The following is a 12714-nucleotide window of genomic DNA, read 5'->3' on the forward strand; positions in this document are numbered from 1 at the left end:
ATGAATAAAGAAAATAAATTAGTACCTGGATTACCTTCAGGTTTTGAAGATCGTTGGGATAAAAAACTTCTTCTCAAAAAAAAGCTATTAAAAGCTATTGAGAATAATTTTATCAAGTTTGGAGCAGAAGCTCTTGAAACCCCTTCGTTTGAAATTAGTGAAAATATAGGATCTTTTCTTGCAGAAGATGAAGCTAATCCTATGTCTGATGTATTTTCATTTCAAGATGGTGAAAAAAGCATCACTCTTCGATATGATCTATCAAGTCCACTCGCAAGATTTGTTGCACAAAACAATCAAGAACTTCCATCTATCTATAAACGTTATGCTATTCAAAATGTATTTCGTAACGAGAAAGCTGGAAATGCCCGTTACAGGGAATTCATGCAAGCTGACTTTGATATAGTTGGAAATGTTAATCCTGCTCAAGCAAATGCTGAACTTTGTAATTTAATATCAAGCACATTATCAGATTTTGGCTTAAACAAAGATCAATTTACAATAAATGTAAGTAATAGAAAAATAGTTCAAGGCTTAATTGATGAATTAAAAATTTCTGAAGAAAAACAAACCAAAGTCATTAGAGCAATTGATAAACTAGACAAACCTGGTTTTGGATTAAAAGGAGTTGATGATTTATTAAAAAAAGAGAGAAAAGACCAAAGTGGAGCTATCACTAAAGGTGCAGAATTATCAGATGATCAAGCTGCACAAATATTAAATTTTTTAAAAATTAAAGATTTAAAAGAATTAAAAGAAACTCTAAAAAATCCATTATCTCAAGAAGGAATAAGTGAATTAGAAAATGTATTTGAAGTAATTGGATATGGATCAAATTTAAATCAAGTTAAGACAAATTTTACAATCGTGAGAGGCTTAGCTTATTATTCAGATTTTATTGTAGAGACCAACTTAAATTTTAAAGTGACAAACAATAAAGGTAAAGAAGTAGATATTGGAAGTATATGTTCAGGTGGAGCTTACGCAAAATTGATATCAAGATTTAGAGGGGTAGATATTCCAGGAACAGGAATAAGTTTTGGTGTTGATAGATTGCTATTTGCTTTAATGCAGTTAGATCAAATTAAGGTGGAGGATCAAAAACCTGTTTTAGTTTGTGTCATGGATCAAAAATATTTGAAGAATTATTATGAATTAGTTGATCAATTAAGAGACAATAATATTAATGCTGAAATTTTTTTAGATAGTAAAAAAAATCTAGGTAAGCAATTAACCTTTGCAAATAAACGTGAATTACCCGTTGCGATTATTTGTGGAGAAAACGAGTTTAATGATAACACTGTAACTATTAAAAACCTTCGAGGTGTTAAGGGTGAAAATAACCAAACAATTCCAAAAGCTGATTTAATTAATGAAGTCAAAAAACTTATCTGAAAATATCCTTAGATCGGTAAAATCTAAAGGATTTAAGTATATAGATTTACCCTCTGTAATTGAGGCTAATCACATTGTTCAAAGATCAGGTGAAAACTTTAGAAAGTTTATTTTCTCTTTCATTGATCAAAATGGTAGCGAGCTTTGCTTAAGACCCGACTTAACTATTGCATCATGTCTTAGATATTTAGAGAATAATTTGAAAGGCAAAGAGAAGATTTTTTACAGCGGTCAGGCTTATAGAAAATCACAAAACAAAAAAGACTCTATAATTAGAGACCAAGTTGGATTTGAGATCATAGGATCCAAGGATGAAAAGAATGATGATAAAGAAATTATCAATACTTCGTTAAAATCACTAAAAAATATTAAATATACGACAGGAACATTAACAATAGGGAATGTTGAAATCTTTAATTTGTTAATTTCAAAACTAGATATTCCAAAACGTTGGAAGTTAAGATTATCAAGACATTTTTGGAGAGAGAAATATTTTAATGATTTATTAAAAAGATTAGAGACTAATTCAGATGTAGATCCAACTATTGTTGAGATTGATAAGAAACGATATTTTAAAATGTTAAAAGAAGATCTATCCAAAGTCATCGCAGGAAGGTCAATTAATGAAATTTTAAAAAGATTTGATAATAAAATTAGAGACCCAAGAGGAGCAAAAAAAGGTGAAAATGTATCAAAGATTATTAAAGAGTTTTTAAAAATTAAATGCCCAGTTAATAAAGCAGCAAATGAACTCAATAAGTTTTTTAAAAAGAATAAGATTAATTTAGTAGTTGATCAGAAATATTTTCCAATCTCTGAAAATAAAATTTCAAAACTTAATGTTGTCTTCTCTGCTTCATTTGGACGACAATTAGAATACTACACAGGAATGGTATTTAAAATTGACATTAAGTCTAAGTCAAAGAACATAAATATAATTAATGGTGGAAGATACGATAAATTAATTTCTGATCTTGGTTCTAAAAATCAAGTAGCCGCAGTAGGAGCTGCTTTAAATTTAAATTACTAATGAAAAAAAATATAATAAATATTGGTATTCCAAGTAAAGGTAGACTTAGAAAAGATATTCTAAAGATCTTTAAAAAGAATAAACTAGATCTGATATCTGAACGAGGTGAAAGAGATTTATTAGGATCAATAAAACAATTAAAAAATATTAAAGTTTTATACCTTCATGCTAGAGAAATTATAGAAAGACTTGGAGATGGTTCATTAGATCTTGGTTTTTCAGGATATGATTTATTAAAAGAAAGTGAAATCAACATTCAAAATAAAATTAATGTCACTAAAAAATATGATTTTGGAAAAGCAACTTTGGTTGTTGCAATTCCAGATCCTTGGATTGATGTTCAAACAGTTGCAGATTTAGAGGAGATTGCATTTGAGTTTAAGGATAAAAAGAAGAAAAGATTAAGAGTAGCAACTAAATATCCAAACCTAACTAGAGAGTTTTTATTTTCAAAAGGGGTTACACAATTTAAACTAGTAGGAAGTTTAGGGGCAACAGAAGCTTATCCTTTTACAGGATCAAGTGAGATAATTACAGATATAACGTCAACCGGTGAAACCTTAAGAGCCAATAATCTTCGTATTTTAAAAGATGGTGAGATTTTAGAGTCTGTAGCTTGTATGATGACATCAAAATCATCTACAAAAAAACTAGAAGTTAAAAGGTTAATTAGATTACTTTCTAAGAATTAAGTCTTTCCAATAAATTAAAATAATCTTAATAATATCAAGGTTTCTAGCAACAGCATAAAGCGCTATAACAGCCCCAATAATAAATACAATTTTTAATATTAAGAATAATTCCATCGGATAAATTTTAAATATTTTAATATATTAATCAAATTTTCATATAAAATAAAATAATAGAATCATGGATATAATTTTAATCTCATTGTTAGTTTTACTAGTAGGAATTGCTTCGGTAATTCTTTATTTAAATTTAAGATCCAAGCCTAAAGACGAGAATGAAAATAAGGAAGCTGAGGAGATAGTTAATTTAAAGACTGAAATACAAAGTTTAAAAGACACCTTAAACAATACTATTAATACCTCGCTGGGTTCAATGTCGACTTCATTTAACAATCTATCTACTGGGGTCACTAAAGATATGACAGAAGCTTTAACTAAAGTGGATGAAAAGGTTGGTAACTTTAATAGTCAGGTTGAATTATTAAATAAAAGCCAAGAGAGTATAACTAAAATTTTAGCTGGTGTTAAAAAGTATGGAACTCTTGCTGAGTTCAGTTTGGATGCTTTGATTAAAGATTTATTACCAGCGACTCAATTTATGACCAATGTAAAGATGAAAGAGGACACAAGTGAAAACGTTGAATTTGCAATTAAGCTTCAAGGCGATGTTTTAGTTCCAGTTGACAGTCATTTTCCAGTAGAAAAATTCAAAGCAATTACCGATGGTCATGACGCGCAAGATAAAAAAGCTGTTGCAGATGCTAGAGCAAAATTAGCCACTGCTTTTAAAGCTAAAGCTAAAAGTGTTAATGAAAAGTATATTGCTCCTCCTAAAACTACAGATTTTGCAATTGTTTATGCGCCAACGGAAAGCTTATATAAAGAATTAACTGAGTACCAAGATCCAACTACTAAAGAATTATTAACCCAAGAATTAATGAAAAAACATAAGGTTGTAATCTGTGGTCCAAATACTCTTTCAGCTTACTTGCAATCTTTGCACATGGGCTTTCAATCTTTAAAAGTTCAAAAAGGTGCAACAGAAATTTATGATCACTTAAAAACAATAAGTTCAAGATTTGGAAAACACTTTGATAATATAATTTCTCTTAGAAAAAAATTAGAAGAGGCGATGTCTGTTGTGGATAAGTTTGGAACAGACGCAAGATCAATTACTAGAACTCTTGAAAGCATTAAAGATCCTGAGCAACTTGAAAAAGCAGTCCAAACAGAAAATGTAGAAAAATTTGTTGAACATTCAAAACAAGCAAAAAATTAATTTCTTTTTTTCTCCAATAACGAATATAAGAAATCTCATGCAGTGGAATAATAAATATATCTATCCAAAATCTACCAGATCAATAGTTGATGGCTCTAGACATTATTCAGTTAATGAAGAACGATTACCTTCAGTGACAACAATTTTAAAAGCAACTGAGTCTGAGGAAAAAAAGGCATCCCTTCAAGCTTGGAAGCAAAGAGTAGGTCATAAGCAAGCAGAAATTATAACAAGAGAAGCTAGCAGTAGAGGAAGTTCGATGCATGAATACTTGGAAAAATTTTTACTTGGAAAGTTAAATTTAGATTTACTAGGAGATAATACTAGAGAGCGAATGATGGCTGATCAGATTATTGAAAATGGTTTAAGAAATAAATTGGATGAAATTTGGGGTTGTGAAGCAACATTATATTACCCAGGTAAATATGCAGGAGCCGCAGACTGTGTGGGTGTTTATGAAAATAAAGAAACAATTATAGATTTTAAACAAAGTAATAAGCCAAAAAAAGATGAATGGATTGACGATTATTATTTGCAATGTAGCGCTTATGCTTTAGCGCATAATACAGTTCATGGATCTAATATTACTCAAGCAGTCATATTGCTTTGTACAAAAGACAATATGTTTCAGAGATTTTTGATAGATGGTGAAAGATTAAAAGATTATCAAAATAAATTTTTAGAAAAAGTTGAACAATTTTATGCACAAAGGAGAGCAAATTGAATTACGTAGTATGGGATATTGAGACAGATTCTGCCCAAACAGATTGGGCAACTATTATTGAAATAGGTGGAATATTATTAGACGAAAACTTTAAAGAACTAGAGCGTTTTCAAGCAAGATGTAGACTACCCCAGGATAGAGTTCCAAGTGCTACTGCTCTTTGTATCAATAAATCAAATGTCGACTTATTAACTAAAGGTAATCTAAGTCATTACGAAATGTTAACTCAGGTTGAACAAAAATTTAGAGAATGGTCACCTGCAACATTTTTAGGTTATTCAAGTATTAATTTTGATGATGAAGTAATTAGAAAAGAATTTTTTAAATCTTTAAGAAAGCCATATTTGACAAATACTGAGGGAAATGTTCGTCATGATGCCTTAAATATAGTTAGAGCAGCATTTGCAATCGATGATGATGTTTTAAAGACAGAATTAAATCCTAAAGGAAATAAATCAATGAAGCTAGAGTCTTTAGCTAGATTAAATGGTTTTGAATCTGCTGGTGCGCATTCTGCATTATTTGATACAGAACTTACTGTAAAGGTTTTAGATTTAATTAAACAAAAACAACCAACACTGTGGCAAGAATATTTTAAAACAAGTAGTAAAGTAATTGTTGAGAACATGGTAAAGCAAGAAAAGATATTTACATTAAATGAGTATTTTTATGGAACAAGTCGATTGTACTTATGTGCACCACTTCACCCGAATGCTTGCATGCATCCAGTTTATAAATGGGGTCAAGCTGTAGATCTAAGAGTTGATGTGGAAGCTATTCAGAAATTAAATTACGAAGACTTAAAAAAAGAGATGAAAAAATCTCCTAAGTTTTTAAGAACTATTAGATCAAATAAAGCACCAATAATTTTAGATCAAAGTTTTGGAATGAAAGTTGAGCCTTACAGTAAACTAGATCCAAACCTAATTAAAAAAAGAGCTGAGTTAGTTAAAACTAACGAAAAGTTCTCACAAGATATTTGTAATATTTTAAGAGAAGCTGCAGAAGAGAAAATGGAAATTTCCTCACAAGAGGATATTGAACCAGAAGAATCTATTTATTCAGGAGGATTTACCTCTGCTAAAGACCAAGCTTTATTTCCTAAATTTCATACAGGTGACTGGAAAGAAAAATTTGCACTACTAGATAAGTTTGATGATCAAAGACTTGTTACTTTTGGACATGGATTGATATTTAATGAGGCGCCTGAAATTTTACCTAAAGAAATTCATAAAAAAATTAAGCGTCGTATAGCTTCAAGAATATTAAGTACCAATAAAGAGAAATGGTGGACAATTTCTGCTTTTTATTCAGAATGTGATGAGATTAGAGAAAATGAAGACAAGATGTTTTCGTTTAAAACAGTAGATGAAAAGCTTAAATTCCTTGATGGAATTAATGATTATGTGATGAATTTAGAGCAAAAATATTCTGATGCATAATTTAATAAATTAAAAAAAGTTTACTTTTGCCCATTGAATAATCAATTGAATCAATTATATCAGACATATGCTTAATGATTTTAAAGACGAAGATTTTGATAGTAAAATAAAAAACGAAGATATTTCAGTTATTCAGTTCAGTGCTGCTTGGTGTGGACCTTGCAAAGCACTTGTTCCAGTAATGACCAAGCTTTCAGACGAATATAAGGATAAAGCTGGTTTTTATTATGCAGACATTGAAGATGGTGGAATTAATACTGGAAGTGCAGCAGGAATTAGAGGTGTACCGACAGTTATAATCTACAAAAAAGGTGTTGAAGTAGACAGAAAAGTTGGTGGAGTTCCTGAAAGTCATATGAAAGAATTTTTAGATAAAAATATCTAATTTAAATTCAATACTTCCCCAGCAAGATATAATGATCCTGTAATAAGTATTATGTCGTTCTCCTTAACAGGGATTGATTTAATAGCTTCTTCTATACTTTCTTTGTAATTAATGTTTTTAAAGCTATTAAGCTTATCTTTAAGTTCTTTTCCTTTAATTGAATTAGGTTGATTGGGGATATCAATAGTGGTCAAGGTTGCAATATCCTTAAAGTAACTCATATATTCGTTATGATCTTTATTAGCCATCATCCCAAGAATGATGTGTTTGTTACAATTCAAACTTTCCAAGTATTCATTTAACACTTTTGCTCCTAAAGGATTATGAGATCCATCAACAAAAAGCTGATGATCTTTTACAAGCTCTTTAAGGTTGCCAGACTTAATCTCTTGTAATCTTGCAATACTATTTATTTTTGTAATCCCTTTTAGAATGTGATCATTTTTTATATCAAAATCATTTAAAGTTCTTAGAGCTGCAATAGCTGTTGAAACGTTCTCTAACTGAAATTGACCTTTTACATTAGGCATTTGTAGCTTTATTCCTCCAAGTTGATCTTCATAATAGAAGAAATCATTTTCTTTCATAGTAAAACTATAATTTTCATTATGAAAATATTTATTTGAACTATTATTTGAGATTGTTTTTTTAATACCATCTGTAATTTTTTTATTACTTTGTTTAGCAACAATAATATTTGAATTTAAAAGAGTTGAAGTTTTCTCATAGATAATTTTTTCAACAGTACGTTCGTTCTCTGGCAACCAATCTAAATGATCAAGTCCAATAGAGGTTACTATACTTGCTAGATTATTCTTTAAGATATTAGTGGCGTCAAACCTATGAAATAGGCCAGTTTCTATTAAATTTATATTGTCTGGATATTGAGAAGCTTTTAAAAAATAAGCTGCAGTCAGTATTTCAAAAAAGGTAATTGGCTCATTATTGTTAGCATTTTCAATTTCTTCAAATAAATTTGCTAATTCTTCATCATTAAGTTCTTGGTCGTTAAAAATAAACCTTTCATTAATACTTTTAATATGAGGGCTAGTGTAGATATTACATTTAATTTTTGCTTCTTTTAAAATAGCAAACATCGCTTGGATTGTTGAATACTTACCGTTTGTGCCTACAATTGAAATTGCTTTAAGTTTATCTTGAGGATTTCCTAATCTTTTACAGAGGTTTTGAATACGATCTAAACTTAGATCTATTTCCTTAGGATGCAGCTCTTGTAAGCGACTGACTATCTTCTGAAGTTTCATTTTGTTCAGAACTTATAACAGAATTTTGTTTTAACAATATTGATAATAAAGTTCCTATTTTTGATACAAGATCTTTACGTTCAACAATTAAATCAACGAAACCTGTTTTTTCAACATATTCACTTTTTTGAAAGCCATCAGGTAATTCCTCTTTAACAGTTCCTTGAATAACTCTAGCACCTGCAAAAGCTATTAAGGCACCTGGTTCTGCAATATGGATATCTCCCAACATTGCATAAGAGGCTGTAATACCACCCGCTGTAGGATCGGTGATGCATACTAAATAAGGCAAACCATTTTTTTTTAATTCATTAATTGCAAGAGTTGTTCTGGTCATTTGAGATAATGAAATTAAACTTTCCATCATTCTCATTCCACCGCCAGCACTAACACATATAAAAGGAGTTCTGTTTTCTATAGCATGTTGAATGCCAAATAAAAAAGCTTCCCCTTCAGCAGCAGCCATTGAAGCCCCTAGAAAATCAAAGTCGGATGCAACTGCTGTAATTTTAATATTATTGATAGTTCCACAAGCAACCATCATTCCACATTCCATACCTGTTTTTTTTCGAGCACTTTTTAATCTATCTTTATAAGATTTAGAGTCAGTCCAGTTTAAAGGATCATCTTTTGGAATTGGGGTTTTAAATACTTCGTAATTATTTTTACCAAATAAAATATCAAATCTCTGGCTGGGTTTAATTCTATGATGCTTGTTACAATCTGGGCAAACCCATAAGTTTTGCTCTAAATCTTTTTTAAGAATTGGGCCTCTACAACAACTTGTCCAGTCACTTTTTGCAATATCTTCTTTTGAAGCTCTTTCATGTAAAGCAGTTTTAATCTTCTCACCTGCTTTAATTATTTTAGTAATCCAGTTCATCTAATTTTATTTTTTAATCTCTTAACGATATTAATAACATTTGTGACAGGATTTTGTCTCTTTTTTATTGAGTTTGATATTTCTTTACAAATTGCACTTCCAACTACCAATCCATCAGCTCTTTTGAGAGATTCTATTGTTTTTTCAGTGATTCCAAACCCTATAACAACATTTTTAGATTTATTCTGATTTTTAATTTTACCATATCTTTCAAGAATTTTTTTTGGGGAAACCTTTAGTTTTCCTCCAGTAGTTGAAAGCATACTAATATAATAAAGCATATCATGAGAATCTTTGATAATTTTTTTTAATCTTATAGATGAAGTTGTTGGAGAAACTAGTTGAATAAAATTAATTCCTCTTTTTTTACATTTAGCTGCAAATTTTTTATTTTCAGGATAAGGGAGATCAACAACAATTAAACCATCCACTTTTACATTTTTACATTTATCTAAAAATTTATTTTCATTGTATTGAAAGATCATATTGTAATAACCCATCAAGATTATTGGTTTAGTCTTTTTTAATTTTTTAAAATCTTTTGCAATGGAAAAAACATCATTAATTTTAATACCATTTTTTATTGCACGGTAAGCGCTAGTTTGAATTTGGCCTCCATCAGCAATTGGTGTGTTATGAGGAAAACCCAATTCACAAATGTCTGCGTAATCAGAAATTGATTTAAGTATTTCTAGTGACTTCTTTTTAGAGTTATCACCGGCGACAGTGTAAGTTAGTAGGGCAGGTCTTTTTTCACTTTTTGCTTTTTCAAAAGCTTGATTTATCAAAGAGACCATTATTTTTTACCCAATCTTTCTCTTAAAATATCTCTATCTTTTTTTGCGTCTCCACATGAATTAACAATGATTATAGTATCTTTACTTAGTTTAGGTGCAATTTTAATAGCTTCTGCAAATGCATGACTAGGCTCTAAACTTGGATTTAAATTTTCATATTTAGTTACCATTACATGAGCATTCAGAGCTTCTTCGTCTGTAGCATAAGTGTATCTCGCTCTTTTGATATCTTTTAAAAAACAATGAATAGGGCTAACACCGGGATAATCTAATCCAGCACTAATAGACTCTGTATCATTGATTTGTCCTTCATTATTTTGACAAAGATAAGATGCTGCTCCATGTAAAATTCCAATTTTAGCATTTCTGCTTAGGGGTGCTGCATGAAGTTTTGATTTTTCAGGTCCACCAGCTTCAACACCAATTAGTTCAATTTGTTTTTTATTATAATCAATAAATTCACTCCAAAAACCATAAGCAGAACTTCCACCACCAACACAGTTTATTAGTTTAATTTTATTTGGAATTTTTTTAAATTGTGATTTTAATTGTACTTTTAATTCTCTAGAGATTTGTGCTGTACTCCAACCACAGATTTTAACAAATATATTTGGACCAACAGTACTTCCAACGCACATATGAGTGTTATCACAATTTGAGACCCAATATCTCATACATTCACTAACAGCATCAACTAGTGTTTGACTGCCTGAATAAACTGGAATTATTTCAGCTCCATTTTTTTTCATTGCATCACAGTTAGGTTTTTGTCTTTTAATATCCTTTGCTCCCATGAATATTTTACATTTAAGGCCAAATTTTTTAGCAGCCATACTAAGCATCTTTCCTGCATAACCAGCTCCTGTATCACCAACGATATATTTCTTACCCATTGCCTTACAGATAAGAGCGTGAACAGTTGCATTATATATTTTGTGAGCACCTCCATTAGCCTCAGAAACAACCTTTGCCCAAATTTGAGCACCTCCTAAATGATTTGTAAGATTATTGAGTTTTACAAATGAGGTAGGGGTTCCAATATAGTTTTTGAAATAAAAATCTCTTTTTTTTATAAATTTTTTATCTTTTCTGAGCTTTTTGAATTCATTTGTTAAATCTTCTACAGGTTTTTTTAAAGTCTCAGGAATAAAGCTTCCTCCAAATTTACCACCCCAAAAACCGTGTTGATCGTGTTGATCAATCAAAGGAATTCCTTTTTTAAGTTTCATTTTGTACCTGTTCTATCTTGTTTAAAAATATATTTATTTTGGATTTATCTTTTACCCCAGAAGTCTCAAGACCCCCAGATATATCTATAATATCTGCTATTTTTTCGTAATTTTCAAGATCATCACTTAACTGAACATTTCCAGCTATCATTAATGGTTTGTTGATCTTTATTTTTTTAATAAGTGAGTGATCAAATGCCATACTTTTTTCGTAGCCTTTACTATCAAACAAATAAATGTCAGTTACCTCAGAAAATAATTGATATTTTTCAACATCAGTTTCATCTTTTATAGTCAAGGCAGTAATAATTTTTTTATTATATTTCTGCTTAATTTCTTTTATTTCTTCAGGTGTACAGTCATAAACCTGATAATAATCAAAAGGCAGATGTTTAATTTTTTCCAAAATTTTCTCATCTGGTTTTACAAGCACTGCTACAAAATTAGATTTCTTTTTATCTAATGTTAATAGTTCGTTTAGCTTTTCAACCTCAACGTATCTAGAGCTTTTTTTATAATTGCAAATAAAACCAATAAATTGAGGAGGGTATGGATGATTAATTATAAAATTAAGAGTATCGAGATCTGAGATCCCACAGATTTTAGATCCTTTGATCATTTATTCAAATGGTTAATTAATCTTTGAATATTATTTTTTATATTTCCTTTAATTAATGATCTTCCCATTACTATTCCAGATACTTTATTTTTAAAGGCATCATTGGGAGTCATTATTCTTGATTGATCATTGGTGCTATCACCAGGCAATCTTATTCCAGGGGTTACAATAAATAATTTTTTAAATTTTTTTCTTACCATTTTGGCTTCATGCGCAGAGCAAACAATACCATCGCAACCTGATTTTTTTATTAGACCAGCTTGTTTTAATACTAACTGTTCTACTGACTTTGTGTGTCCTATTTCTTTAAGTGATTTATTATTAAGACTTGTTAAAATTGTAACACCAAGAACTTTTAAATTTTTATTGATTGATATAGTTTTCTTTTTAATAGCTTTTAACATTTGAAGTCCACCATTAGTATGAACAGTTATATATTTACATTTTTTTAAATCTCTTAAACTATCTACTGCTGATAATGCTGTTTGAGGAATATCGTTAATTTTTAAATCTAACCAGAAGTCATTTTTAAAATTTTCTAAAAATTTCCTACCATTTTTGGAAAAGAAAAATTGTAAACCAAATTTTGGTATAACTTTAAGTTTATTTGTATGTGTTTGTTTTATAATTTTTTTTATTTCACTTAAATTAGAGGTATCACAAGCAACAAAAATGTTTTTATGTTTCATCATTTAATTTTTTAAACAAGTCTTTTGACATTTTAAAGTGAATTGTTTTTTTTTCTGGTGTGTTTACTTTATCACCTGTTTTAGGATTTCTTGAGATACGAGCTTTTTGAATATTTGTTGAAAATACACCAAAACCTCTTAGCTCAACTCGGTCGCCTCTTTTAAGAGCACGTTTAATTTCAATTAAAATTATATTGGTAAATTTTTCAAGGTCTTTTTTTAAAAAATTAGGATAGTTATCGGAAAGTTGTTTTAAAAGCTTTGATTTTACAATAGCCAATTTAAATC

The 12714-nt window shown here is 29.6% G+C and carries 14 protein-coding genes; 7 read left to right on the plus strand and 7 right to left on the minus strand.

Annotated features, from left to right (window positions below; genetic code table 11):
• From hisS to ACIJYB_RS00425, 7 genes are all read left to right on the plus strand, one after another.
• Entirely contained in the window at positions 1 to 1395 is a 1395-nt protein-coding gene (hisS, locus tag ACIJYB_RS00395) for a histidine--tRNA ligase (protein ID WP_435151152.1), read from the plus strand.
• Positions 1373 to 2425, plus strand: coding sequence for an ATP phosphoribosyltransferase regulatory subunit (locus ACIJYB_RS00400; protein ID WP_435151154.1), 1053 nt, complete (start codon positions 1373 to 1375; stop codon positions 2423 to 2425). The genes hisS and ACIJYB_RS00400 overlap by 23 nt, the downstream gene beginning before the upstream one ends.
• On the plus strand, positions 2425 to 3117 hold the full coding sequence (gene hisG / locus ACIJYB_RS00405; RefSeq protein ID WP_435151156.1) for an ATP phosphoribosyltransferase: 693 nt from the start codon (positions 2425 to 2427) through the stop codon (positions 3115 to 3117). Before ACIJYB_RS00400 ends, hisG begins: the two co-directional genes overlap by 1 nt.
• A 178-nt stretch (positions 3118 to 3295) precedes the next feature.
• Positions 3296 to 4393: a DNA recombination protein RmuC gene (locus tag ACIJYB_RS00410; RefSeq protein WP_435151157.1), complete on the plus strand. Its 1098-nt coding sequence runs from the start codon at positions 3296 to 3298 to the stop codon at positions 4391 to 4393.
• A 37-nt stretch (positions 4394 to 4430) separates the two neighbouring features.
• A complete protein-coding gene (locus tag ACIJYB_RS00415; protein WP_435151158.1) occupies positions 4431 to 5117 on the plus strand; it encodes a hypothetical protein in 687 nt (228 codons plus the stop codon).
• Positions 5114 to 6559, plus strand: coding sequence for an exonuclease domain-containing protein (locus ACIJYB_RS00420; RefSeq protein ID WP_435151160.1), 1446 nt, complete (start codon positions 5114 to 5116; stop codon positions 6557 to 6559). Before ACIJYB_RS00415 ends, ACIJYB_RS00420 begins: the two co-directional genes overlap by 4 nt.
• A 67-nt stretch (positions 6560 to 6626) precedes the next feature.
• Positions 6627 to 6944 carry a thioredoxin family protein gene (locus ACIJYB_RS00425; protein WP_023649068.1) on the plus strand — a complete coding sequence of 106 codons (318 nt, stop codon included), beginning with the start codon at positions 6627 to 6629 and terminating at the stop codon, positions 6942 to 6944.
• On the opposite strand, the gene ACIJYB_RS00430 is transcribed toward ACIJYB_RS00425, so the two are convergent.
• Genes ACIJYB_RS00430 through ACIJYB_RS00460 form a run of 7 tightly spaced genes read right to left on the minus strand, consistent with a single transcriptional unit; the run spans position 6941 to position 12706 of the window.
• A complete protein-coding gene (locus ACIJYB_RS00430; RefSeq protein ID WP_435151161.1) occupies positions 6941 to 8209 on the minus strand; it encodes a bifunctional folylpolyglutamate synthase/dihydrofolate synthase in 1269 nt (422 codons plus the stop codon). The two genes, ACIJYB_RS00425 and ACIJYB_RS00430, sit on opposite strands and share 4 nt — an antisense overlap.
• A complete protein-coding gene (locus ACIJYB_RS00435; protein ID WP_435151163.1) occupies positions 8163 to 9092 on the minus strand; it encodes an acetyl-CoA carboxylase carboxyltransferase subunit beta in 930 nt (309 codons plus the stop codon). The genes ACIJYB_RS00430 and ACIJYB_RS00435 overlap by 47 nt, the downstream gene beginning before the upstream one ends.
• Positions 9089 to 9889, minus strand: a complete 801-nt coding sequence (gene trpA / locus ACIJYB_RS00440; protein WP_435151165.1) for a tryptophan synthase subunit alpha — start codon at positions 9887 to 9889, stop codon at positions 9089 to 9091. The genes ACIJYB_RS00435 and trpA overlap by 4 nt, the downstream gene beginning before the upstream one ends.
• On the minus strand, positions 9889 to 11118 hold the full coding sequence (gene trpB / locus ACIJYB_RS00445; protein ID WP_435151167.1) for a tryptophan synthase subunit beta: 1230 nt from the start codon (positions 11116 to 11118) through the stop codon (positions 9889 to 9891). Before trpB ends, trpA begins: the two co-directional genes overlap by 1 nt.
• Entirely contained in the window at positions 11108 to 11737 is a 630-nt protein-coding gene (locus ACIJYB_RS00450; protein ID WP_435151169.1) for a phosphoribosylanthranilate isomerase, read from the minus strand. Before ACIJYB_RS00450 ends, trpB begins: the two co-directional genes overlap by 11 nt.
• Positions 11734 to 12426 carry an orotidine-5'-phosphate decarboxylase gene (gene pyrF / locus ACIJYB_RS00455; RefSeq protein ID WP_435151170.1) on the minus strand — a complete coding sequence of 231 codons (693 nt, stop codon included), beginning with the start codon at positions 12424 to 12426 and terminating at the stop codon, positions 11734 to 11736. The genes ACIJYB_RS00450 and pyrF overlap by 4 nt, the downstream gene beginning before the upstream one ends.
• Positions 12416 to 12706 (minus strand): HU family DNA-binding protein, encoded by a 291-nt coding sequence (locus tag ACIJYB_RS00460; protein WP_435151172.1) that lies wholly within the window; start codon positions 12704 to 12706, stop codon positions 12416 to 12418. Before ACIJYB_RS00460 ends, pyrF begins: the two co-directional genes overlap by 11 nt.
• Positions 12707 to 12714: the final 8 nt, after the last annotated feature.

The organism is Candidatus Pelagibacter bacterium nBUS_44 (genome assembly GCF_051200895.1).
Lineage (GTDB): Bacteria > Pseudomonadota > Alphaproteobacteria > Pelagibacterales > Pelagibacteraceae > Pelagibacter.

Coding starts and splice junctions, on each gene's coding strand:
- hisS (WP_435151152.1), top strand. CDS start 1: ATGAATAAAGAAAATAAATTAGTACCTGGATTACCTTCAGGTTTTGAA.
- ACIJYB_RS00400 (WP_435151154.1), top strand. CDS start 1,373: ATGAAGTCAAAAAACTTATCTGAAAATATCCTTAGATCGGTAAAATCT.
- hisG (WP_435151156.1), top strand. CDS start 2,425: ATGAAAAAAAATATAATAAATATTGGTATTCCAAGTAAAGGTAGACTT.
- ACIJYB_RS00410 (WP_435151157.1), top strand. CDS start 3,296: ATGGATATAATTTTAATCTCATTGTTAGTTTTACTAGTAGGAATTGCT.
- ACIJYB_RS00415 (WP_435151158.1), top strand. CDS start 4,431: ATGCAGTGGAATAATAAATATATCTATCCAAAATCTACCAGATCAATA.
- ACIJYB_RS00425 (WP_023649068.1), top strand. CDS start 6,627: ATGCTTAATGATTTTAAAGACGAAGATTTTGATAGTAAAATAAAAAAC.
- ACIJYB_RS00430 (WP_435151161.1), bottom strand. CDS start 8,209: ATGAAACTTCAGAAGATAGTCAGTCGCTTACAAGAGCTGCATCCTAAG.
- ACIJYB_RS00435 (WP_435151163.1), bottom strand. CDS start 9,092: ATGAACTGGATTACTAAAATAATTAAAGCAGGTGAGAAGATTAAAACT.
- trpA (WP_435151165.1), bottom strand. CDS start 9,889: ATGGTCTCTTTGATAAATCAAGCTTTTGAAAAAGCAAAAAGTGAAAAA.
- trpB (WP_435151167.1), bottom strand. CDS start 11,118: ATGAAACTTAAAAAAGGAATTCCTTTGATTGATCAACACGATCAACAC.
- ACIJYB_RS00450 (WP_435151169.1), bottom strand. CDS start 11,737: ATGATCAAAGGATCTAAAATCTGTGGGATCTCAGATCTCGATACTCTT.
- pyrF (WP_435151170.1), bottom strand. CDS start 12,426: ATGAAACATAAAAACATTTTTGTTGCTTGTGATACCTCTAATTTAAGT.